Below are 22,812 nucleotides of genomic sequence, written 5' to 3'. Positions count from 1 at the left end.
CTTGGCCTTCAGAAAATTGGAGAGGAATATGAATTGGAAAGCAGTAGCTGCCGCCGCAGCGATGGCCGCAATAGCCCTCGGTTCGGTGACCGCCGCCGACGGCACGCATGATTCGCGCATTGCCCTGATGAAGCAGATCGGCGGTGCGGCCGGGGCTCTCAGCGCCATCGCCAAGGGCACCAAGCCCTATGACGCCGAAGCCGTGAAGGCGGCGCTGACGACGATTGCCGCAACGGCCAAGGTCTTCCCCGATCAGTTCAAGCCGGGCACGGAAACCGGCGACCAAGAGGCGAGCCCGAAGATCTGGGAAAACATGGATGACTTCAAGGCGCGCGCCGCCAAGCTCTCCACCGACGCCGAAACCGCGCTCGCCCAGCTTCCGGCCGATCCCGCCGCTGTCGGCGCCACGGTCAACACGCTAGGCGCCAGCTGCGGCGGCTGTCACAAGGCCTATCGCATCAAGGATTGATAGGCCGTTTGATCTGGAACTTGATACGTGATCCGCGCCGGCCTTGCTGCCGGCGCGGATCACCGTATTCTCCGCCCGTGCGGGCCGGTCGCAGAATCGCTCCGCACAGAAAATTCGGCAAAAGGGGAGGCGGGGCATGATCCGCAGGTTCATCCGGTTACTGCTCTGTCTGATCGGCGTCGCCGTCCTTGGCGGGGGCGCCTTCTATCTCGTCACTGCACCCGATCCGCTGCCGGAAAGCCATTGGGCCGGTCTCGGCGCGCCCGATCCGGTCAACGGCCAGATGGTTTTCTGGACGGGCGGCTGCGTCAGCTGCCATGCCGCCCCCGGTTCGGAAGGCGATGCCAAGCTGACGCTGTCAGGCGGTCTGGCGCTGAAGAGCCCTTTCGGCACCTTCCATGTGCCGAACATCTCGCCGGATGAAAAGGCCGGCATCGGCGGCTGGACGCTTGCCCAATTCGGCAATGCGATGAAGCGCGGCGTCGGCCCGGACGGCCAGCATCTCTACCCGTCCTTTCCCTACGGCTCCTATGCCCGCATGAGCGACAAGGACGTCAACGATCTCTTCGCCTTCCTGAAAACCCTGCCGAAGAGTGCAAACGTCGCTCCCCCGCATGAGCTGCCGTTCCCCTTCAACATCCGGCTGGCGCTCGGCGGCTGGAAATTCCTTTATTTCAACGATCAGTCGCGCGTCGCGCTCGCCAACAGCGACGACAAGATCAAGCGCGGGCAATATCTCGTCGAAGGCCCCGGACATTGCGGCGAATGCCACACGCCACGCGATGCGCTCGGCGGTTTCCAGGCAGGTCAGTGGCTCGCCGGCGCGCCCAATCCGGAAGGCAAGGGCCGCATTCCCGATATCACCCCGGCCTCCAAGAGCATCGGCGGCTGGAGCGAGGCCGATATCGCCAGCTACCTCGAAACCGGCTTCACCCCCGATTTCGATTCCGTCGGCGGCTCGATGGTCGATGTGCAGCAGAATATCGCCCATCTGCCGGCGTCCGACCGCGAGGCGATCGCCGCCTATCTGAAGGCCGTGCCGGGTCGTTAGAGCAATTCCAGGAAAAGTGCGAAGCGGTTTTCCGTCCGGAGTTGCGTAAAAACAAAAGGTTAGAGCGGTTCTGCGCTTCTGTAAAAAGCTCAACCGCTCTGTACAATCCATGAAGACCAAACCGACCCTTGAACAGCTCGATCTCGTCATCGACCGCATGCGTGCCCGTCTTGCCGGGCGCAACGCGCTGCTTGCCAACTGGTTCGACGAGACGATGAGGGTGATGGAGGCGCGTTTCGCCGAGACGCTGGAAGATCCCCGCGATCTGGCGTCGGCGCGTGCCGCTGCGCTTGCCTTCGTCAAGGCCGCGCTCCACCAATGGGCGACGCGGCCGGCGCATGAAGGGCAGGCGGGAAAACTCCCGCCGCTCTAAGCGATCGACTGCATGTAACGCATGCCGGTGACCGGCCGCGGGGTGAAATCCAGCTGTTCGTAGAAACGGTGCGCCAGCACGTTGCCGGTGGCGGCACTGACGGAGAGGTAGCCGCAGCCCGCATTGCGCGCCGTCTCGCGGGCGCGGTCGACGAGCAATTGGCCGGTGCCGTGGCCGCGATGGCCGTCGCGCACGAAGAGATGGTGCAGGTCCATGCCGCGCTTGCCTTCCTGCGCCCTGTAGAGCGGCACGAGAATGGCATAGCCGATCAAACCTTCGCCGGTCTCGGCGACGAGCGCCTGGATCCACGGCAGCGGGCCGAAGAGATCGCGCTCCAGCTGCTCGGGCGTCGTCGCGGCCGCATCGCCGTGATGGCCGGCAAGCAGGGCGATCATCTCGTTGAGTTCGGGCAGGTCGCGCGGCTTGGCGGTGCGGATCGTTACCACAGATGGGCGCATCAGTGAGATTTCGCTGTCTTCGATTTCGGTCATGGTCTTCGCGTCCTTTGATAATCTGCCGTCAGGACGCTGCCGATACAACAAAGCCGCCTGACGGCGGCTTGTTGACAATATGATCTGTCCGGCCGCCCTTTACAGGTACAGCCAAAAATACGAGCGGCTCTGGTGCGCGTTTTTGATCATGGATCATCAATCGTCGGAATTGCCGCATTTGTCAATGGCCGATCGCCGTGCATCGGCAGTGATGCCGTTTTCCTCTTGATAGTATACCCCCCTATGCTACATAAGAGCTCATGTCGCACACAACCCTGCAGAAAAAGAAGCTTATTGCCCGCGTCAGCCGCTTGAAGGGGCAGATGGAAGCCGTCGAGCGGGCGCTCGAGGCCGAGCGCCCCTGCGGTGAAATCCTGCAACTGCTCGCCTCCGTCCGCGGCGCCCTGACCGGGCTGACCGGCGAGGTGCTGGACGATCATCTGCGCGAACATGTGCTGAATGCCGAAGACGACGCCGCCAGGGCGGAGGCGGTCGAGGAAATATCGGAAGTGCTGAGAACCTATATCCGCTGAATACTGTGATGAAGGAGCCTGGGAATGAATGCCGGGATCGACAAGGCTGGAATGAACGCGCTGGAACATGATCATATCTTTCTCGGCGCCGATCATGCGGTGAACGAGCGGCGCATCTGGCTGGTGATTGCGCTGACGGCGGTGATGATGGTGGCGGAAATCGCCGCCGGCACGGCCTACGGCTCGATGGCGCTGGTCGCCGATGGCTGGCACATGTCGACCCATGCCAGCGCGCTTTTGATTTCGGCGCTCGCCTATCTCTTCGCCCGCAAGCAGGCGCGCAACCCGCGTTTCACCTTCGGCACCGGCAAGCTCGGCGATCTCGCCGGTTTCGCCAGCGCCATCATCCTGGCCCTGATCGCCCTGCTTATGGCCTGGGAAAGCTGGCTGCGCCTTTCGAACCCGGTGCCGATCGGCTTTGCCCAGGCGATTGCCGTCGCGGTGATCGGCCTTGCCGTCAATCTGATCAGCGCCTGGCTGCTGGGCGGCGGCAGCCATGCCGCGCATCATCATGGTCACCACCACCATGATCACGGTCATCACGGGCATGGTGATCACGCCCACGATCACCACGCCCACAGTCAACACGTAAAGCCCGGCGACAACAATATCCGCGCCGCCTATCTGCATGTCATTGCCGATGCCATGACCTCCGTGCTCGCCATCGCAGCGCTGACCCTCGGTAGTCTCTATGGCTGGCTCTGGCTCGATCCGATCATGGGCATCGTCGGTGGCCTGGTCATCGCCAACTGGTCCTGGAGCCTGATGAAAGCCTCGGGCGGCGTCCTTCTCGACGTCGTCCCGCGCGGCGAGACGCTGCCTTCGGAAATCCGCGAGGCGATCGAGACTGGGGAAGACCGGATCACCGATCTGCATGTCTGGCAGGTCGGCCCCGGCCATCATGCGGCGATCGTCGCCGTCGTTACCTCGACGCCGCGCGAGCCGGCCTTCTACAAGGGCAGGCTTTCGGCGCTGACGGAATTGTCGCATGTGACCGTCGAGGTCACCCGCGCTGCGTAATCGGGGAGCGCGACGGCAACAGTGTTACGGTGGGGACGAGATGCCGCCGCAATCTCGCCTTAGCTCTGTTCTCCGACTCACCGGAGGATGTCATGGATCTCAGCCTTACCCGCCGCCTGCTGCTCGGCTCGGCGCTTTGCCTGCCTGCTCTGGGCCTGCCCGCGCTGGCGCTTCCCGCCAATGCCGAGGATGGGGCCGAGCAAAAGACCGGTGAGGGCGACGACAACGTCGAGAAACGTCTTGCTGCACTGGAAAAACGCACCGGCGGCCGCCTCGGCGTCTCGGTGCTCGACACCCAGACCAGCATCTCCTTCGGCTATCGCGGCAGCGAGGCCTTTCCGATGTGCAGCACCTTCAAGGCGCTGGCCGCAGGCTTCGTGCTGGCCCGGGTCGATAAGGGCGAGGAAAAGCTCGACCGGCGGGTGACCTACGGCAAGGACAAGCTCGTCGACTATTCGCCGCTCAGCGAAAAACACGCCGATGCCGACGGCATGACGATCGCCGAACTCTGCGAGGCGGCGGTGACGGTCAGCGACAATACCGCCGGCAACCTGCTGCTCGAAAGCTTCGGCGGGCCGCCAGCGCTGACCGACTGGCTGCGCTCGATCGGCGATGGCACGACCCGTCTCGACCGCACCGAACCGACGCTGAACGAGGGCAAAAAGGACGATCCGCGCGACACCACGACACCGGATGCGATGCTCGACACGCTCGGCAACCTGACCCTTGGTTCGGTGCTGACAGAGGCCTCCTCCGACAGGCTGATCGCCTGGCTGGTGGCAAGCACGACCGGCGGCGAGCGGCTGAGAGCCGGCTTGCCCGAGGAGTGGAAGGTCGGCGACAAGACCGGCACCGGCCCGAACGGCTCCCTCGGCGATATCGCGGTCATCTGGCCCCCCGACCGCGGCCCGATCGTCGCCGCCGTCTATATCGCCGAAGCGACCGTGCCGGTGAAGGACCTCAACCCGGTCTTTGCCGAAGTCGGCAAGATGATTGTGGAGATGGTTTGAAGCGGGGAAGATGCGAAGGTCGTGATCGACAGCTGTCCGATTCGCGCGTGAAAACCCCTCCCCAACCCCTCCCCACAAGGGGGAGGGGCTTAACCGAGCCATTCGCCTGTCGCCACGATCGCCAGCCCTGATCCCGGCAGTGGGAAGGGAGACGGCGGCCCCAGGTTAGTCCCTCCCCCTTGTGGGGAGGGGTTGGGGAGGGGTCTTTCCCTCAAGGAATGGACAGCGTCCCCATCAAGGCAGCGTATATGCAATCACATAATCGCCGGGGGTCGTGCCGACCGAGCCGTGGCCGCCGGCGACCATGACGACATATTGTTTGTTGTCATCGGCCGTATAGGTCATCGGCGTCGCCTGGCCGCCGGCCGGAAGCCGCGCCTGCCAGAGTTCTCGGCCGTTCGTCACGTCATAGGCGCGCAGGTAATTGTCGACCGCAGCGCCGAGGAAGGCGACGCCGCCCTTGGTCAGCATCGGCCCGCCGATGCCGGGCACGCCGACCTTGAAGGGCAGGGGCAGCGGCGTCATGTCGTGCACGGTGCCGTTCTTGTGCATATAGGCGATCTTGCCGGTGCGCAGATCGACGCCGGCGACATAGCCCCATGGCGGCGCCTGGCAGGGGATCTTGAGCAGCCCGAGGAAAGGCCCCATGAAGACGCCGTAGGGCGCGCCGTCATTGCGGTTCAGCCCCTGTTCGCTGCCCTTCTCGTCCTGGCCTCTCGGCGGAATGTCGGCCGCCGGCACCAGGCGCGAGGTGAAGGCGAGATAGGTCGGCATGCCGAACATGATCTGCCGCTCCGGATCGACCGCCACCGAACCCCAGTTGAAGGTGCCGAAATTGCCGGGATAGACGATCGTGCCTTCCAGCGACGGCGGCGTGTAGCGGCCCTCGTAGCGGTAACGGTGGAAATCGATGCGGCAGGCGAGCTGGTCGAACAGCGATACGCCCCACATGTCCTTTTCCCGAAGCGGCTCGGGCGAAAAGGTGAGATCGGAGATCGGCTGGGTCGGCGAAGTATGATCGCCGGTGATCGCGCCGCCGGGTGCGGGAATTTCCTTGACGGGGATGATCGGCTCGCCGCTGCGCCGGTCGAGCACATAGAGATCGCCCTGCTTGGTCGGGCCGACAAGGGCGGGAACCACGCTGCCGTCGGGCTTCGTCAGGTCGATCAGCGCCGGCTGGGCCGGCACGTCCATGTCCCAGAGATCGTGATGCACGGTCTGGCGCACCCAGCGCAGCTGGCCGGTGGCGATGTCGAGGGCGACGATCGAGGACGAGAATTTCTCGACATTGTCGCTGCGGCCGATGCCGAGCTGGTCGGGCACCTGGTTGCCGAGCGGGATGTAGACCATGCCGAGCGCCTCGTCGACGCTGAAGACCGACCAGCTGTTCGGCGAATTGGTCGTGTAGGTCTGGCCGGCAGCGAGCGGCGACGTCACCTCGGGATTGCCGGAATCCCAGTTCCAGATCAGCGCGCCGCTATTGATGTCGAAGGCGCGGATGACGCCGGATTGTTCCTCGGTCGAATAATTGTCGTTCACCGCTCCGCCGACGATGATCTTGCCGGCCACCGCCACCGGCGGCGAGGTGGAATAATAATAGCCGGCCGGATTGTAGCGCATGCCGGTTTCCAGATGCAGCACGCCCTGGTCGGCAAAGCTGGTGCAGATCTTGCCGTCCGCCGCATCGAGCGCGATCAGCCGGGCGTCCGATGTCGGCAGATAGATACGTTCGGCGCAGGGCTGGCCGGCGGCGACGGTTGAATCGGCATAATAGGTGACGCCGCGGCAGGTCTGGTGCTGCCGGTTGGAATTCATGCCCGAATTGGCGTCGTATTTCCATTTCTCCTTGCCGGTCTTGGCGTCGAGCGCGATCGCCCAGTTGTGCGGCGTGCAGAGATAGAGGGTGTCCTTCACCTTGAGCGGCGTCATCTGATAGGTCGTTTCGCTGATATCCTCCGGCCGTTTGACGTCGCCGGTCTGGTATCGCCAGGCTTCCTTGAGGGTGGAGACATTCTGAGCGGTGATCTGGTCGAGGGGCGAATAACGCTGGCCGAAAGGCGTGCGGCCGTACTGGTGCCATTCACCATCCGGCACGCTGCCGCCGAAGGCGGGGTTGGCGGCAACCTTATCGGCCGGCAGCTCGCCGGCGAGATCGTGCGGGTCTCTGGTCATCGAATAGACGGCGACGAGGATGGCGAGGATAACAGGCACGGCGAGAGGCCAGGGATTGGCGCCATAGGTGAAGCCGGTCGGGCTGCGCAGGCCGAGCGGCCGGCGGATCCACGGCGTCAGCAGCCAGAGCCCGAGCAGGATGATCATGCCGCCGCGCGGACCGAGCTGCCACCAGTCGAAGCCGACCTCCCAGACCGCCCAGGCGAGCGCCACGATGACCAGCGCCGCATAGACCCAGAGCGCCACCGCCTTGCGCATCAGAAGCAGCCCGGCGGTGATCAGAAATATCAGGCCGGCGAACAGATAGAAGATACTGCCGCCGAGCGTGACGAGCCAGAACCCGCCGCCGCCGAGCGTCAACCCGATGATAATGAAAAAAATGGAGGTGATGACGATCGCCATAAGGGCTGTCTCCCGCTTGATCTAGCCGGGTGGAGGTCGGCGGAAAAACCCCGCCGATCAGGCAGATAGCGCGAAGGAGATGCCTTTCAACGGCAGCATTTGCCGCAGGCCGTCGTCACGGTACGGTTGTATCGGGCCAGGCCGTAGGGGCGGATGGCGGTGGGTCCGGCTGCCGGATTGCTGCGCGCAAACGGGAAAAGTCGCGCTCACGTCCCGCAGAAGGTCGCAAGCACCCGTTCGTTCGGCTTCGGCGGTTCCAGATAGGCGGCAAAGCCCGGCTGGTCCTCATAGGGTTTGGAAAGAACGGCAAGCAGCGCTTCGAACAGCGAGAAATCGCCGTTCTCGACCGCGGCCTCGATCGCCTGCTCGACCCGGTGGTTGCGCGGAATGAAGGCCGGATTGACGCGGCGCATGGCAATGGCGCGTTCGGCTGCGGTCTGCGGATCGCGCGACAGTCTCTCGCGCCATTGTGCAAGCCAGGCGCGGCAGGCCTCCGCTTCGCGGAAGCTTGCCGCAAAGGTGGGCTCTGCGGCGGCGTCGCCGGCAAGATCCGACAGCCGCCGGAAGGCGAGGGTGAAATCGGCGCCCTGCGCCTGCATCAGCGACAGCAAGGCCTGCACCAGTTCGAGGTCGCCGTCCTCTTCGCCGGCAAGCCCGATTTTGTCTCGCATGCCGGCCAGCCAATGCGCCTGGAAGCGTTCGCCATAGGCCCGGATCACCCCATTCGCCTTGTCGACGGCGCCATCCGGCTCTTCGTCGATCAGCGGCAGCAGCGTTTCGCCGAGCCTTGCAAGGTTCCACTGGCCGATGCCTGGCTGGTTGGCATAGGCATAACGGCCATGCTGGTCGATCGACGAGAAGACGGTCGCCGGGTCATAGGCATCCATGAAGGCGCAGGGGCCGAAATCGATGGTCTCGCCGGAAACGGTCATATTGTCGGTGTTCATCACGCCATGGATGAAGCCGACATGCAGCCAGCGGGCGATCAGCGCGGCCTGGCGGTCGCAGACCGCCTCGAACAGCGAGAGATAGGGATTGTCAGCCGCCTTCAGCGCGGGATAGTGCCGGTCGATCACATAATCGGCGAGCGCCCGAACACCCTCGGTATCGCCTCTTGCTGCAAAGAACTGGAAGGTGCCGACCCGGATATGGCTGGCCGCGACGCGGGTGAAGACTGCGCCCGGCAGTACCTCTTCGCGATAAACAGGCTCGCCGGTCGTCACCGCCGCCAGCGCCCGCGTTGCCGGAATGCCGAGCGCAAACATCGCCTCGCTGATGATATATTCGCGCAACACCGGCCCGATTGCCGCACGCCCGTCGCCGCGGCGGGAAAAAGGCGTCGGCCCGGCGCCCTTCAGCTGGATGTCGAAGCGCCTACCGCCGCGGTCGACCACCTCGCCGAGCAGGATGGCGCGCCCGTCGCCGAGCTGCGGCGAGAAACCGCCGAACTGATGGCCGGCATAGGCCATCGCCAGCGGTTCGGCCCCTTCGGGAACGAGATTGCCGGAAAAGATCGCCGCACCATCGCGGCGCAGCGTCTCGACGTCGAGCCCGAGTTCGGCGGCCAGCGGCTCGTTCAGCTTGATCAGCCAGGGCTCCGCCACCGGCGTCGGCACTTGCGGCGCGAAGAAGCGCTGCGGCAAGCCGGCATAGCTGTTGCTGAACGGAAAGGCCGCACCGGGCCGGTTTGTCTCAAGGGCGGAGGTCATGCTTCATAGGTAGGGCCGGGGCGTCTGCGGCGCAAGCCGCTCATGACCTTCACGAAGATCAGGCCGATGCAAGCAATCGTGATCCGCCTTGACCTCGCGTCAAAGCAGCTTTGCCACAAAGGACATAGCGCCGCCATGATCTGAGGCGTATAGCAAATCGTCTCCCCTTGGCCTTGTGCCAGTCATATCAGCGGCCTTGCTGCCTCGTGTGCTCCGCCGCGCCACCGCGAGTGATTCCGGACGATGTCGGATCAGATTTACCAGGCGCCGATGGTTCGGCGCGCCGCGCCCAATTTCAGGGTGATCGCGATGATTATCGCGAGCGCGATGCTGATGGAAAACATCGACGCGACCGTGCTGGCGACCGCGCTGCCCACCATGGCGCGCGATTTCGCCGTCAGCGCGCCCGCCATGTCGATCGCGCTGACCTCCTATCTCTTGAGCCTGGCGATCTTCATTCCGGCGAGCGGCCGGATGGCCGACAGTTTTGGCTCGCGCACCGTCTTCCGCGCCGCCATTGCGGTTTTCGTCATCGGCTCCATCCTCTGCGCGCTGGCGCCCACCCTGTCCTTCCTGGTGCTGGCGCGGCTGCTGCAGGGCATAGGCGGCGCGATGATGATGCCGGTCGGGCGCCTAGTGCTGATGCGCAGCGTCGCTCGCAAGGATATGGTCAGCGCCATGTCCTGGCTGCTGGTGCCGGCGCTGATCGGCCCGATCGTCGGCCCGCCGCTCGGCGGTTTCTTCGTCACCTATCTCGACTGGCGCTGGATCTTCTACATCAACGTGCCGATCGGCATCATCGGCATGATCTTCGTCTCGATCTACATCGACGAGGTGAAGGGCAAGGCAAGCGGGCCGTTCGATACGATCGGCTTTGTGCTCTCCGGCATTTCGCTCGGTTCGCTGCTCTTCGGCTTCGAAATGTCGAGCCACGAAGGCGAGGGCGCCTTCTCGATATTCCTGATTGCTGTCGGCCTGCTCTTCGGCATCGCCTATCTCAGGCATGCCCGCCGGCATCCGTCGCCGATCATGGATTTTTCGCTGATGAAGGTGCCGAGCTTCGGCACCTCAGTCATCGCCGGTTCTCTGACCCGCATCACCCAGGGCGCGCAGCCCTTCCTGCTGCCGCTGCTCTTTCAGATCGGCTTCGGCCTGTCCGCCGCCGCGGCCGGCCAGATCGTCGTCGGCACAGCGCTCGGCTCGCTCGCCATGAAACCGATGGCGCGCTTCGTCTTCAGCCGGCTCGGCTTCCGCCGCAGCCTCGTGCTCAACGGCATCCTCGGCACGGTCGGTTATGCCCTCTGCGCCGCCTTCCGGCCGGATTGGCCGATGCCGCTGATTTTCGTCGTTCTGGTGCTCAGCGCCTTCTTCCTGTCGTTCCAGTTCACCGCCTATAACACCATTGCCTATGACGAGATCGACAAGGAGCGGATGAGCTCGGCCACCAGTTTCTACACCACCTTCCAGCAGCTTATGCTGTCGCTCGGCATCTGCATCGGCGCCTTGGCGCTGCACGGCTCGATGGCCTTCAACAATGTCGAAACGCCTGATCTGGGCGATTTTTCCACCGCCTTCATCGTCGTCACCCTCATCTCGATCACCGCGACCGTCTGGAACCTGCGCTTCTCGCCGACCGCTGGCGAGGAGATCAGCGGCTATAAGGCCAGACGGACGAAGGTGGCTGGAGAAACAAAGGCTTGACGCGCGTCGCTTGAATCAAATTCTGCGCCTCGCACTCAGTCCTTGTTCTCCATGCCGGCCGCCAGTTCCGCAAGCTTGCGGACGGTGTTGAGATTACGCGAGGTCCCGGGCTTCAGCGCCGGCAGCTTCAGTTTCGAGCGGCCGGAGCCATTGGGATAATGCACATAGATCTCCCGGCCGGCGAGCTTCGCCTCTTCGCCATCGGGCGCCACCATTTTATCAAGCGTATCGGCGGATGCCTTTTCGGGCAGGAAGCAGACGAGCAGGAAGTTCGGCTTGGCGTCGGGGAAGGGCGCGCCGGCGGCAATCGCCTCGAGTTCTTTCCGGCTGCGCACCATAACGCCCGGGCGTTTGCCCATCTTCTGCCCGAGCGCCTCGTCGAGCTTTTCCTCGACTGCCGTTTCTGTCTCATTCGAGCGGAACAGCACATTGCCGCTCTGTATGTAAGTTTTCACGTCGGTAAAGCCGAGGTCTTCGCAGATCGCCTTGAGGTCAGCCATCGGCAAGGCGCCGGTGCCGCCGACGTTTACGGCGCGGAGCAGGGCGATGTAGACGGGCATTTCTTTCTCCGTGGATGGTGTGCCGTGGGACACCCCCCTCTGCCCTGCCGGGCATCTCCCCCACAGGTGGGGAGATTGACTGGGTGCGACGGCTTCCCCAAATAACTGGCCGTCACATGGATCGCAAAATTAGGGCGAGGCATAGCTTCTTGCCGATCTCCCCCCTTGTGGGGGAGATGCCCGGCAGGGCAGAGGGGGGTGCAACACGGCACCCCTAAAGATTTCACATCTTCCCAGCCACCTTGATCGCAAACGCATACTCGAACGCGATCTCTTCCAGCCGCTGGAACCGGCCGGACGCGCCGCCATGGCCGGCGTCCATGTTCGTCTTCAACAGGATCGGCGCTTCACCGGTCGTCTCCTCGCGCAGCTTCGCCACCCATTTGGCCGGCTCCCAATAGGTGACGCGCGGGTCGGTCAGGCCGCCGAGCGCCAGGATCGGCGGGTACGGTTTTGCGCCGACATTGTCGTAGGGCGAGTAGGCTGCGATCTGCTCGTATTCTTCTTTGTTGTCGATCGGGTTGCCCCATTCCGGCCATTCCGGCGGGGTCAGCGGCAGCGTATCGTCGAGCATGGTGTTGAGCACATCGACGAAGGGAACGGCGGCGATGAGGCCGGCGAATTTTTCCGGCGCCATGTTGGCAACCGCGCCCATCAGCATGCCGCCGGCCGAGCCGCCTTCGGCGATGATCTTCGCGTAAGAGGTGAACTTCTGTTGATTCAGATAATCGGCGGCGGCGACGAAGTCCTTGAAGGTATTCGTCTTCTTTTCCATTTTGCCGTCTTCGTACCAGGCAAATCCCTTGTCCTTGCCGCCGCGGATATGGGCGATGGCATAGACGAAGCCGCGGTCGGCAAGCGACAGGCAATTGGTGTTGAAGCTGGCCGGAATGGTGATGCCATAGGCGCCGTAGCCGTAAAGCAGGCAGGGGGCGGTGCCGTCGAGCGGCGTATCCCTGCGATAGAGCAGGGTGACCGGCACCTTCTCGCCGTCCCATGCCGGCGCGAAGACGCGGCGGGTGACGTAGTCGTCGGGATTATGGCCGGACGGCACCTCCTGCGTCTTCAACAGTGTGCGCTCGCGCGTCACCATATTGTAGTCGTAGAGTTGCGACGGCGTCGTCATCGAGGAATAGGAGAAGCGGATGATATCCGTGTCGTATTCCGCCGCTCCCGAAAGCCCCAGCGAATAGGCTTCCTCGGCAAAGCCGATCGCATGTTCCTCGCCGGTCGCCCGGTCGCGGATCATGATCTGCGGCAGGCCGTCCTTGCGTTCCAGCCACAGAAGGTGGCGGGCATAGGCCATGTGGCTGATGATCAATGTGCCGGGCTTGTGGGCGACCACTTCGCGCCAGTTTTCCTTGACCGGATTGTCGACCGGCGCTTCCATGATCTTGAAATCCTTGGCGCCGCCGTCATTGGTCAGGATGTAGAAGACGTCGCCGCCCTCGGTCAGCGAATATTCGATGCCTTCCTCGCGCGCCGCCACCAGCTTCGGTTCGGCGGTGAGATCCTTGGTCGACAGCAGCCGGTATTCGCTGGTCTCGTGGTCGTGAATATCGATATAGATGACATCGTCGAGCAGCGAGCCGCCGACGCCCATGAAAAAGCCGGCATCGGCCTCCTCATAGACCAGCCGGTCTTCCGACTGCGGCCGGCCGACAATATGGTGGAAGACCTTCGACGGCCGGTGGTTCTCGTCGAGCGCCGAATAGAAGAAGCTCTTGCCGTCGGGCGCCCAGACGCCGCCGCCGCCGGTATTTTCGATCCGGTCCGCAAGATCTTCACCGGTCGCGAGGTCGCGCACTTTCAGGGTGAAGAATTCCGAGCCCTTGTCGTCATAGCCCCAGATGCCGCGGCTATGGTCGCTCGTATGGTCGAGGCCGGCGAGGCGGAAATAGGCTTTGCCGGCGGCTTCTTTGTCGCCGTCGAGCAGCACCGTGCGGATCGTCTCGTCGGCAACGTCGCCGTCACGGGCAATCCGGAAATAACGCGGCTGTTCGCCGCCGGTGACGTAGAATGTGCCGTAGGCATAGGCGCCATCCTTCATCGGCACCGAGCTGTCATCTTCCTTGATGCGGCCGCGCATTTCGGAAAACAGCGCCTTCTGCAGCGGCTTGGTGTCCTCCATCGCCGCATTCATATAGGTGTTTTCGGCTTCGAGATGCTGGCGGATCTCGGGGTCGAGGATCGACGGATCCTTGAACATCGCCTGCCAGTTGTCGGCACGCAGCCAGGCATAATCGTCCGTGCGGGTAATGCCGTGGCGCGTATCGGAGACGGGCTTTTTCGGTGCGGCGGGCGGTGTCGGCAGGCTCTTGAAAACGGACAAGGAATTGGCTCCGGTGGGAATGTCGGGTTGGCAAGAGATAGAGGCGCGCCGCCGCCGGATCAAGCGGCAAGGCTGCGCCAAGGGTGCGGATGACCTTCCACAGGCAAGGAGACGGCTCTGCCCGCTTTGCCTTGATGTCACCACAATATTTAAGAATGTCCGCTCTCGCTGAGCGAAATTTGCACATGCCAAGCCCCCGGCAAGCTGCCCGGGGCAGGGTGAAGAATGGACAACAGTAAGGGATTTTCTCCACAATGCCGAAACGTCTGCTCCTGTTCGTATCCCTCCTTGGCCTTGCTGCCCCCGCCTTTGCCGTCGATCCCGCCATCAAGAAGCAGTTGGAAAAACTCGATCCCTCGACCCGGCTGGAACAGAGCTGCGACACCGAGGCGATGAGCCGCATCAACAATGACAGCACCGGCTTCAAGCCCGACAAAGTCATCGCCTATACGTTCAAGGATCCGGTCGCCGGCGACAATTCGCTGCAGGCGCCGGGTGCGGTCTTCCGCAGCAAGGGCGACTGGTACCATCTCTCCTACAATTGCATCACCGGTCCGCAGCATATCAACGTGCGCGAGCTCGATTACCAGATCGGCGACAAGGTGCCGCGCGAGAAGTGGGACAAATATTATCTCTACGATTGATGCCGTGGATTGTTCCGGCGGCTGCGGTGACATCCGGCCACATGGCGCCATGCAGGAACACCCGCTAAAATCGACGGACCCAATCGTAGAAGCCCCGATATGAACCGCATCCTTTTCGCTTCGGCCTTCCTCCTGGCCGCGATATCAGCCGCATCGGCGGACGAATTGCCGTCTGCGCCGCCGATCTCGGCCGCAACAGTTCCGGTCTCGAAGGCGCCGGCTGTAAAACTCGTCGAGCCGCATCTGCATATCGCCCGCTCCAACCTCGCCGGCCATGCCCGCATCGCGCTGACTTTCGATGCCTGCATGGGCCAGGCGGATGAGCGCATTCTTTCGACCCTGGTGCGGGAACGCATCCCGGCAACGATCTTCGTCACCGCCCGCTGGCTGAAGCGCAATCCTGCAGCCCTTGCCGTCTTCCTCGAGAATCCCGATCTCTTCGAGTTGGAAAACCACGGTCAGAACCATATTCCGGCCGTCGACACGCCGACGCTGATCTATGGCATCGCGTCGGCCGGCTCGGCCCAGGCGGTAAAGCAGGAAGTCGAGGGCGGCGCTGCCGCCATGGCCGCGGCCGGCATTCCGGCGCCGCACTGGTTCCGAGGCTCCACGGCCAAATATGACCTTTCCGCCATCGCCGAGATCCGCGCCATGGGTTACCGTATCGCCGGTTATTCGGTGAATGGCGACGGCGGCTCGCTGCTCGGGGCAGCGATCACCGAAAAGCGCATCGCTTCGGCCAAGGACGGCGACGTCGTCATCTCCCACATCAACCAGCCGACCCATGCGGCCGGCGAGGGGGTCGCCAAGGCGCTGGTCGATCTGAAAGCCAAGGGCACCGAGTTCGTCCGCCTCGAGGATGTCGAGGATACCGGCGACGACAAGACGACGGAGTAGTGCGGCGGTTGAAGGTGTGCCGTGCGGCACCCCCCTCTGCCCTGCCGGGCATCTCCCCCACAAGGGTGGAGATTGGCTGGGCGCGGTGGCTTCCCCAAACAACGACCGCATAGCTGCTGCGCTGTGGCAACGAGAGAACGATGGTCCAGCCTCTTGTCGATCTCCCTCCTTGTGGGGGAGATGCCCGGCAGGGCAGAGGGGGTACATGGCACAACAGCCAATGCGAACGTCTACCGCAACTCGTCCCCAATTCCGAACCGATCCTCAAACCGCCGCATCCCCGGTCCCTCCCTGTCGAGCGCGAAATCCTCGAACCAGTCGCGATGCATGCCGGCGAGCATGGCGCCGATCATCTGGGCTGCGAGGTAGGAAAAGGTGATGCCGTTGCCGCCGTAGCCGTAGGCCGCGAATACATGCGGCATCTCGGGCACCGGGCCGATCAGCGGCAGGCCGTCGACCGTCTCGCCGAAGGTTCCGCACCAGGCGTGCTCCACCCGCGTATCCGCCTTCGGCCATAGCCGCTTCATCTTTTCCCGGATTGCCGTGGTCTTTGCCGGCAGCTTGCGGTCGCGCATTTCGGGATCGGTTGTGCCGTCATCCTCACCGCCGGCAACGATGCGGTTGTCGGCTGTCGTGCGCATATAGAGATAGGGATGGTTGTCTTCCCAGATCAGCGCCCTGTCGCGCCAGAAATTTGCCGGATCCTGCGGCACGGTGGCGAGTGCCCAGCTCGAACTGACGCGGTGCAGCTTCGGCATGTCGAAGCCCGGCATCGAATAGCCGGTCGCAAGCACGACATGGCGCGCCTCGATGAGGTGGCCTGCGTCCGTCTGGGCCGTGACGTGATCGCTTTCGCTGTGAAGCGCCGTCACGGAAGCCTTTACCAGCTTCGTGCCGCGCCGAACGGCCATTTCGATCAGCGCCCAGGTCAGGAGCAGCGGGTCGCATTCCGCCGAACTCGGCGAAAAGATCGCCGCATCCCGGTCGATTTCGAACTGGGTGAAGAGATCGGGATGTTCGAGATAGACGCCCGGCAGACCCGCCCGGCGGCGGAGCTGCCGCTCCTCCAGAAGGTCTCGCGCGCCTTCGCGATTGCCAGCAAGATAGAGCGTGTTGCGCGGCCGGAAGCCGCAGGCAATTCCGTTTGCGGCAATCAGCTTGGAAAGGCCGGCGACCGCTGCACCACTGCGGCGGTAGATGCCGGCCGCGCGCTCGAAGCCGTAATAATCCTCAAGCTCGGTCAGCGTGCTGTCGATTTCCCATTGCAGCATCGCTGTGCTCGCCGACGTGCTGCCGAAGCCGGGCTCCTCCCGGTCGATGATCACAACGGAAAAACCGCGCGCCGACAGATGTTCGCCCACCAAAGCGCCGGTGATGCCGCCGCCGATCACCGCCACCTCGACGGAAAAGCTCTGTTCGATCGGCCGCCATTGCGGCCGTATGCCGCTTTTCCCCCAGAGAGACCGGCCGCTGACCATCTGGTCGTGATCGGATTCGTTGAGATCGAGATCGGATGCCACCCACGCCTCCCGTTCAGTTCACTTCGGCAATTGCGGCTGCGGTTTTTCTTCGATCAGCAGTTCATCGATAACAGTCATGACGATGAGCGACAGCGGCAGCGCCAGCATGGCGCCGACAGCGCCCCACATCCATGTCCAGAACAGGATGGCGAGGAAGACGATGAAGGGATTGATTTCCAGCCGCCGTCCCATCACCGCCGGGAAGATCAGGTTCTCCATGAGAAGATGCACGGTGAAGAAAGCTGCGGCCGGCATCAGCCCGGTGAACAGGCTGTCATAGGTGAGGATGCCGGCGATCGCGACGGCAAGCGTCATCAGCGTGATGCCGAGATAGGGGATGAAGCTCGAAAGGAAGGCGAAGAAACCCCAGAGCACCGGCGCCGCCAGCCCGCTGGCATAGGCGATGATCGTCATGACCACGCCGAGCCCGATATAGATCAGCGAGGCCGTGGCGAAATAGAAACCGAGCACCTGTTCGACGCCATTGATGACGCGGATTGCCGCGAGGCGCTGCGTGCGGGTGCGGAAGGTCATGATGATTGCCTTGCGCAGGTTGACCCGGCTGGCGAGGAAGAGCAGCAGCGCCGCAAAGAAGATCATTCCCTGCACCAGTGCCGGCGTCAGGCTGGTGGTCACCACATGCAGCACGTTGCCGGTGTTTTCGATCAGCGCCCCGATCGACATCGGCCCGCTTTCGAATGTCGCCGGCGTGATATGCAGCCACTGGATGCGCTCGAGATAGGGCATGACGCGGTTGATGGTGCGCTCGGCAAAAGCCGGCGCTTCATTGGCGAAAGCCACCAGTGGGCCGGCGAGCGAGTTGACCAGCAGGAAGATCACCAGCGCGACGCAGCTTGACAGCAGGACGGCGTTGGCAAGCCGCGGCACGCCCATCCTGCTGAGTTTTTCCGCCGCCATGCCGAGGATCATGCCGACGACGACGGCAAGGGTGATCGGGATGAGGATCAGCGACATCATGTAGACGGCGGCAAGGCCGAGTATGGCGAAGATACCGATGATCGCCCAGGCCATGCTGATGTCGAGCCCGTCCTTTTCCAGCCGGTGCAGCGGTGGCGGCGGCAGCTCTTCCGCCGTTTCCTTCAGTGTCTGCGCCCAGGCGCTGGTATGGCGTTCGCCGATGGCGATCTTCTTTGCATGTTTGCGGATGCCGTTGGCGATGCCCATGCGGTGAGGTCCCCGAAGCCCCATTGCTTCGCGATGGAAACGCGCTGATGCGGTTCCGGTTCCCTGACCGGGACGGCCGGCCGGCAAGCGGCAGCCGCCGTGCCTTCACGCGGAGGGTTTTGCCGGCATGGCGCCAACCGTTTCAACCGCTATGGCCGAGCCGCTCCGCCGAGAAATCAGGCCGACAGCGTCAGGCCGATGCCCCAGGGATCCCTGAGGAAGGTGCCGCCGTCGCGTTTCTCGCTCTTGATCTCCAGTTCGTCGAGCTTGGCGACCGCCGCATCCAGCGTCGCCTTGTCGTTGAAGCGGATCTTGTAGTCCGACAGTCCGGTCATGTTGGCGGTGCGTGCCGCAGCACCCCGGCTGTTCCAGATATTGGCGGCGATATGATGATGGTAGCCGCCGGTCGCAAAGAAGCTCGCGCCCGGACGGCTCGCCATCAGCTTGAGGCCGAGCACGTCGCGATAGAAGGCGTCTGCGTTCGGAATATCGCCGACCTGCAGATGCAGGTGGCCGATCGCCGTTCCCAAAGCCATGCCGTCCCAGCGGTCTTCGGGCGCGCTGTCATAGAGTGCCTGCAGGTCGAGGCGCAGCGTCGCCATATCGACCATGCCGTCCTGATCGAATTTCCACTGTTCGTGCGGCCGGTCGGCATAGATTTCGATGCCGTTGCCTTCGGGGTCGGAAAGATAGATCGCCTCGCTGACCAGATGGTCCGAAGCGCCGTCGAGCACGACATTGTTATGGGCTGCATGGCGCAGCCAGCGCGCCAGCTCGACCCTGTCAGGCATCAGAAAGGCAGTGTGGAAAAGGCCGGCGGCGTTGCGCGGCGCGATCGCGGCGTTCTTCGCTGTCGTCAGCGTCAGCAGCGGCTGCCCGCCGGCACCCAGCACTTCGCCGCTCGCCGTCTTCTCGATGACCTTCAGGCCGAGCATCGATTGATAGAAGCCGGAAACCAGGCCGAGATCGGTGACGACGAGATGCGACTGGTCGACATAGGCGGGCCGCGTCAGTGCATAGGAAGTTTCGGTCGTCATGGATTGTTCTCCTGTCCTTGATCCGGCCTGTAGAATGGAAGGCGTACCGGCGGTGGCGGCAAAAGTGCCGCCCGCAGCAAGCCCGAGGAAGTTTCGCCGGTTCATTCGCTCTGTCTCCTCGGTTGCCGTACTTGAGCTCTATATGGGGCATTCCGATTGTTCACAGAAGACGCGTTTTTGAGGATGAAGCGTTGAGCAATTGTTGACGATGACTTGCGCCCACTTGATTGCGATCAATGCGATCATATCTTTTTAGAGGAAGCTTATGCATCGCAGTCATGGAGGGAGCCATGTACAGGAAGATCATCGTCGCGGTGGCGCTCGGCGGCATCGAAAAGGGAGAAAAGATCCTCCGCAAGGCGGCGTCCCTGCTCGACGCCGGCGGCGAGATTATCGCCCTCAACGTCATCGAGGATATACCGACCTATGTCGCGGTCGAACTGCCGGCCAATATGGTCGAGGACGCCATGCAGGACAGCCGCGACCAGTTGGAAACGCTGGTCGCCACGACCGGTATTGCGGCAACCGTCGAGATCCGCAACGGCCCACCCGCCAAAGCGATCATCGCGACTGCCGAAAGCCATGGAGCCGACCTGATCATCGTCGCCTCGCATGTTCCGGACTTTTCCAACTACTTCATCGGCGCCACCGCCGACCGGGTCGTGCGCCATGCCAAATGCTCGGTGCTGGTCGACCGGCAAAAGATCTGATGTGCGGCAGGTCTTGCAGCCTGTCACGAAGATTTACCGCCTGTGCGCTTAGCCCCAGTTGCGCGCCCGTCTGTTCGATGAGACGATTACAGGCGGGGGTCCAACACGGATTGGCGTGCATGGCCGAGTTCAACGGTATTCGCTGGGTCTACGACAAATATGAACTGATCGCCGACGGCATCGTCCATGGCGTCGGTCTCGTGCTGGCGCTGATCGGCGCCACCGTGCTGATCTTCTATGCCACGCTCTGGAGCTCTTACGGCGCGCTCGCCGCGGCCTGGATCTATGGTGTCGGGCTGGTGCTGACGCTCGCCATTTCCTTTTCCTACAATGCCTGGCCGGTCTCGCCCACCAAATGGTACCTGCGCCGCTTCGATCATTCGGCGATCTTCCTGCTGATCGCCGCCACCTACACGCCCTTCCTCCAGCGCGGCGCCGACGATCCGCTGCTCTTCTTCATGCTGGTGGCGATCTGGCTGTTCGCCGCCGCCGGCATCGTGCTGAAATGCGTCTTTCCCGGGCGTTACGACCGTCTGGCCATCCTGCTCTACCTCGCCATGGGCTGGAGCGGCGTGCTGGTGGCCGGGCCAGTCGCCGCGCGCATTCCCTCCGCCTCGATGCTGCTGATCGTCATCGGCGGCGTCATCTATTCGCTCGGCGTCATCTTCCATGTCTGGGAGAAGCTGCGCTTCCAGAACGCCATCTGGCACGGTTTCGTCGTTACCGCCGCAGCCGTGCATTATTCGGCCGTCTTCACCTGTTTCAGCCTGTCGGCGTCAGGCGTCTGACATTAACTGTTCCCAAAGCCGTCGTTTACATCTTCGGGAGGGGCGCGTATGCCATCCCGGCAGTCAATTCGAGCCGGGCAATCATGACAGACGCCGTTCTCCTCCGCGACGCCAGCGAAGCCGATCTTTCCGCGATCCGCGATATCTACAACCACGCCGTCGAACACACGACGGCAATCTGGAACGATACGCTGGTCGATCTCGACAACCGCCGGGAATGGATGAAGGCGCGCAAGGCGCGCGGCTTTCCGGTCATCGTCGCCGAACTCTCGGGCAAGGTCGCAGGCTACGCCTCCTATGGCGATTGGCGGGCCTTCGACGGCTATCGCCACACGGTCGAGCATTCCGTCTATGTCGACAAGGATTGCCGTGGCGCCGGCATCGGCGAGCGCCTGATGCGGGAACTGATCGTCCGTGCCGCGGCCGGCAATATCCATGTGATGATCGCCGGCATCGAGGCCGAGAATACCGCCTCGATCCGGCTACACGAAAAGCTCGGCTTCCGCATCGCCGGCCGATTTTCGGAAGTCGGCACCAAGTTCGGCCGCTGGCTCGATCTGACCTGCATGGAGCTTCGCCTGCCTCCGGCCTGATCCGGCAACTCCCGGCAACCCTTTGTGAAGGCGTTCGCCATCTTTTTATTGTAGTCTGAGCTGTGTAAGAAAGGCGAGGCAGCCTGCTTCGCGAGAGGCGGCTTCAGAACGGCATGCCCGAAATGTCGTGCCCGAAAATGCCCTGATGTCATGGAGGTGAACAGTTCAATGGCAATGCACGGATCGTCACTCGGTCTCCTTGCCCTCGTCCTTCTGGCATTTCCGCCGGTTGCCGCCCGGGCCGCCGATTGCGGCAGCCTGGCCTCACCGAAGCTCGACTGGCAGGAATGCACCAAGAAAAACCTGATGCTGCAGGGCAGTGATCTCGAAGGCGCCAATCTCATCGGCACCGATTTCTCGCTGACCGATCTGGCCGGCGCCAACTTCAAATCCGCCAATCTCGAGAAGGCAACGCTGGTGCGCGCCTCGCTCGAGGGCGCCCATGCCGAAGGCGCCAACTTCGCCAAGATCGAGGCCTATCGCGCCAGCTTCGCCAATATTATCGGCGAAGGCGCCAGCTTCGCCGGCGCCGAGCTGCAGCGGGCCAATTTCGCCGGCGCCCGGCTTGCCGGCGCGAGTTTCGAAAAGGCCGAGCTCGGCCGCGCCGATTTCGACAAGGCGGTGCTGACGGGAACGAAATTCTCTTTCGCCAATCTCTCCCGCGCCGATCTCTCCGGCGCCGCCTTCGAAGGCCCGGCAATGTTCGAGCGCGCCTTCATGTTCCTCACCCGCATCGAGGGGCTTGATCTCTCGGCCGCATCCGGGCTCGAACAGGCCCAGATCGACCTCGCCTGCGGCGATGCCTCGACCAAACTCCCTGCCGGCCTCTCCGTTCCGACAAGCTGGCCATGCCCTGCCGAGCACGAATGATCGGGCAGATTCGCTCAGCGTCGATGTGGTTTGCCCCTCACCCTAGCCCTCTCCCCGTAAAAACGGGGAGAGGGGACGTGCCCTGCGAGACGTGGGAGAGGGACCGAGAGGTTGCGGCATATCCCCTTCTCCCCGTCAGAACGGGGAGAAGGTGCCGGCAGGCGGATGAGGGGCCGGTCTGGGCTCATCGCATCCGGATGAGCCGCTTGCCGATTGCAGGGCAGGCGCTTACTTCCCCGCCTCGAACACCATGGAATGTCCATTGATGCAGTAGCGCAGGCCGGTCGGCGGCGGGCCGTCGGGGAAGACGTGGCCGAGATGGGCTTCGCAGCTGCCGCAGCGGATTTCGGTGCGCACCATGCCGAAGGCCGTGTCGCGATGTTCGGTCACTGCATCGGGTGATACCGCTTCGAAATAGCTCGGCCAGCCGCAGCCGGCATCGAATTTGGTGTCGGAGCGGAAAAGCGGTGCATTGCAGCCGACGCAGCGGTAAAGCCCGGTCTCGAAGGAATCCCAGTAGGGGCCGGTGAAGGCGCGCTCGGTGCCGTGCTGGCGGGTGATGCGGTATTGCTCGGGAGTGAGCTGTTCTTTCCATTCCGCATCGGTTTTATGGATCTTGGCGGTGGTTGCAGTTTCGGACATGCCATGCTCCTTTCGCCAGGGGCGGTTCCGTTTTGCGAGAAAATGTGGTGCGCCATCGCCGATTCATCAAGCCTTGGGCACCATCCTGCCCAATTCGCCGTGT

General features: G+C 63.2%; 22 protein-coding genes. 13 read left to right on the top strand and 9 right to left on the bottom strand.

Going from position 1 to position 22,812, the window contains the following annotated elements:
* Window positions 1-28 precede the first annotated feature (28 nt).
* The 3 genes from GGD57_RS20195 to GGD57_RS20185 all read left to right on the top strand — a co-directional run bounded on the left by GGD57_RS20195 (window position 29) and on the right by GGD57_RS20185 (window position 1,893).
* Window positions 29-469: a c-type cytochrome gene (locus GGD57_RS20195; protein WP_184472060.1), complete on the top strand. Its 441-nt coding sequence runs from the start codon at window positions 29-31 to the stop codon at window positions 467-469.
* Between the two features lie 136 nt (window positions 470-605).
* Entirely contained in the window at window positions 606-1,520 is a 915-nt protein-coding gene (locus GGD57_RS20190; protein ID WP_184472059.1) for a c-type cytochrome, read from the top strand.
* A 109-nt stretch (window positions 1,521-1,629) separates the two neighbouring features.
* Entirely contained in the window at window positions 1,630-1,893 is a 264-nt protein-coding gene (locus GGD57_RS20185) for a hypothetical protein (protein ID WP_184472058.1), read from the top strand.
* On the opposite strand, the gene GGD57_RS20180 is transcribed toward GGD57_RS20185, so the two are convergent.
* On the bottom strand, window positions 1,890-2,384 hold the full coding sequence (locus tag GGD57_RS20180; protein ID WP_184472057.1) for a GNAT family N-acetyltransferase: 495 nt from the start codon (window positions 2,382-2,384) through the stop codon (window positions 1,890-1,892). The genes GGD57_RS20185 and GGD57_RS20180 overlap by 4 nt on opposite strands.
* 260 nt (window positions 2,385-2,644) lie before the next feature.
* Between GGD57_RS20180 and dmeR the strand changes: the two genes are divergently transcribed.
* From dmeR to bla, 3 genes are all read left to right on the top strand, one after another.
* Window positions 2,645-2,917 carry a Ni(II)/Co(II)-sensing transcriptional repressor DmeR gene (dmeR, locus tag GGD57_RS20175; RefSeq protein ID WP_003587785.1) on the top strand — a complete coding sequence of 91 codons (273 nt, stop codon included), beginning with the start codon at window positions 2,645-2,647 and terminating at the stop codon, window positions 2,915-2,917.
* A 24-nt stretch (window positions 2,918-2,941) separates the two neighbouring features.
* Window positions 2,942-3,937 carry a CDF family Co(II)/Ni(II) efflux transporter DmeF gene (dmeF, locus tag GGD57_RS20170; protein WP_184472056.1) on the top strand — a complete coding sequence of 332 codons (996 nt, stop codon included), beginning with the start codon at window positions 2,942-2,944 and terminating at the stop codon, window positions 3,935-3,937.
* 92 nt (window positions 3,938-4,029) lie between these two features.
* A complete protein-coding gene (gene bla, locus GGD57_RS20165; RefSeq protein WP_184472055.1) occupies window positions 4,030-4,947 on the top strand; it encodes a class A beta-lactamase in 918 nt (305 codons plus the stop codon).
* 234 nt (window positions 4,948-5,181) lie between these two features.
* On the opposite strand, the gene GGD57_RS20160 is transcribed toward bla, so the two are convergent.
* Together GGD57_RS20160 and GGD57_RS20155 are read right to left on the bottom strand one after the other, a co-directional pair.
* A complete protein-coding gene (locus GGD57_RS20160) occupies window positions 5,182-7,521 on the bottom strand; it encodes a glucose/quinate/shikimate family membrane-bound PQQ-dependent dehydrogenase (protein WP_184472054.1) in 2,340 nt (779 codons plus the stop codon).
* 206 nt (window positions 7,522-7,727) lie between these two features.
* Window positions 7,728-9,230: a protein adenylyltransferase SelO gene (locus GGD57_RS20155; protein ID WP_184472053.1), complete on the bottom strand. Its 1,503-nt coding sequence runs from the start codon at window positions 9,228-9,230 to the stop codon at window positions 7,728-7,730.
* A 243-nt stretch (window positions 9,231-9,473) separates the two neighbouring features.
* Here GGD57_RS20155 and GGD57_RS20150 point away from each other — a divergent pair, with 243 nt between their 5' ends.
* A complete protein-coding gene (locus GGD57_RS20150) occupies window positions 9,474-10,931 on the top strand; it encodes an MFS transporter (RefSeq protein WP_184472052.1) in 1,458 nt (485 codons plus the stop codon).
* Between the two features lie 35 nt (window positions 10,932-10,966).
* On the opposite strand, the gene GGD57_RS20145 is transcribed toward GGD57_RS20150, so the two are convergent.
* Together GGD57_RS20145 and GGD57_RS20140 are read right to left on the bottom strand one after the other, a co-directional pair.
* On the bottom strand, window positions 10,967-11,491 hold the full coding sequence (locus tag GGD57_RS20145) for a DUF1697 domain-containing protein (RefSeq protein WP_184472051.1): 525 nt from the start codon (window positions 11,489-11,491) through the stop codon (window positions 10,967-10,969).
* A 223-nt stretch (window positions 11,492-11,714) separates the two neighbouring features.
* Window positions 11,715-13,823 carry a S9 family peptidase gene (locus GGD57_RS20140; protein ID WP_184472050.1) on the bottom strand — a complete coding sequence of 703 codons (2,109 nt, stop codon included), beginning with the start codon at window positions 13,821-13,823 and terminating at the stop codon, window positions 11,715-11,717.
* Between the two features lie 254 nt (window positions 13,824-14,077).
* On the opposite strand from GGD57_RS20140, the gene GGD57_RS20135 reads away from it, so the two are divergent.
* Together GGD57_RS20135 and GGD57_RS20130 are read left to right on the top strand one after the other, a co-directional pair.
* Window positions 14,078-14,467: a DUF930 domain-containing protein gene (locus tag GGD57_RS20135; RefSeq protein WP_010069440.1), complete on the top strand. Its 390-nt coding sequence runs from the start codon at window positions 14,078-14,080 to the stop codon at window positions 14,465-14,467.
* A 99-nt stretch (window positions 14,468-14,566) separates the two neighbouring features.
* A complete protein-coding gene (locus GGD57_RS20130; protein ID WP_184472049.1) occupies window positions 14,567-15,364 on the top strand; it encodes a polysaccharide deacetylase family protein in 798 nt (265 codons plus the stop codon).
* 230 nt (window positions 15,365-15,594) lie between these two features.
* On the opposite strand, the gene GGD57_RS20125 is transcribed toward GGD57_RS20130, so the two are convergent.
* The 3 genes from GGD57_RS20125 to GGD57_RS20115 form a co-directional block, all read right to left on the bottom strand.
* A complete protein-coding gene (locus GGD57_RS20125; protein ID WP_184472048.1) occupies window positions 15,595-16,884 on the bottom strand; it encodes an FAD-dependent oxidoreductase in 1,290 nt (429 codons plus the stop codon).
* Window positions 16,885-16,902: 18 nt separating this feature from the next.
* Entirely contained in the window at window positions 16,903-18,069 is a 1,167-nt protein-coding gene (locus GGD57_RS20120) for an AI-2E family transporter (RefSeq protein WP_184472047.1), read from the bottom strand.
* Window positions 18,070-18,245: 176 nt separating this feature from the next.
* The gene (locus tag GGD57_RS20115) at window positions 18,246-19,211 is read right to left on the bottom strand and encodes a VOC family protein (protein ID WP_184472046.1); all 966 of its coding nucleotides are present in this window, start codon (window positions 19,209-19,211) and stop codon (window positions 18,246-18,248) included.
* Between the two features lie 185 nt (window positions 19,212-19,396).
* On the opposite strand from GGD57_RS20115, the gene GGD57_RS20110 reads away from it, so the two are divergent.
* The 4 genes from GGD57_RS20110 (at window position 19,397) to GGD57_RS20095 (ending at window position 22,067) form a co-directional block, all read left to right on the top strand.
* Window positions 19,397-19,816: a universal stress protein gene (locus GGD57_RS20110; protein ID WP_184472045.1), complete on the top strand. Its 420-nt coding sequence runs from the start codon at window positions 19,397-19,399 to the stop codon at window positions 19,814-19,816.
* 119 nt (window positions 19,817-19,935) lie between these two features.
* Window positions 19,936-20,604, top strand: a complete 669-nt coding sequence (trhA, locus tag GGD57_RS20105) for a PAQR family membrane homeostasis protein TrhA (RefSeq protein WP_184472044.1) — start codon at window positions 19,936-19,938, stop codon at window positions 20,602-20,604.
* Between the two features lie 83 nt (window positions 20,605-20,687).
* Entirely contained in the window at window positions 20,688-21,197 is a 510-nt protein-coding gene (locus tag GGD57_RS20100) for a GNAT family N-acetyltransferase (RefSeq protein WP_179869625.1), read from the top strand.
* Window positions 21,198-21,365: 168 nt separating this feature from the next.
* A complete protein-coding gene (locus GGD57_RS20095; protein ID WP_184472043.1) occupies window positions 21,366-22,067 on the top strand; it encodes a pentapeptide repeat-containing protein in 702 nt (233 codons plus the stop codon).
* 228 nt (window positions 22,068-22,295) lie between these two features.
* Here the strand turns inward: GGD57_RS20095 and msrB are convergent, their stop codons facing one another.
* Entirely contained in the window at window positions 22,296-22,709 is a 414-nt protein-coding gene (msrB, locus tag GGD57_RS20090) for a peptide-methionine (R)-S-oxide reductase MsrB (RefSeq protein WP_184472042.1), read from the bottom strand.
* Window positions 22,710-22,812 lie beyond the last annotated feature (103 nt).

The organism is Rhizobium esperanzae, assembly GCF_014197615.1.
In the GTDB taxonomy this organism is placed as follows: domain Bacteria; phylum Pseudomonadota; class Alphaproteobacteria; order Rhizobiales; family Rhizobiaceae; genus Rhizobium; species Rhizobium esperanzae_A.
This window is presented reverse-complemented; position numbering and strand designations above follow the sequence as displayed.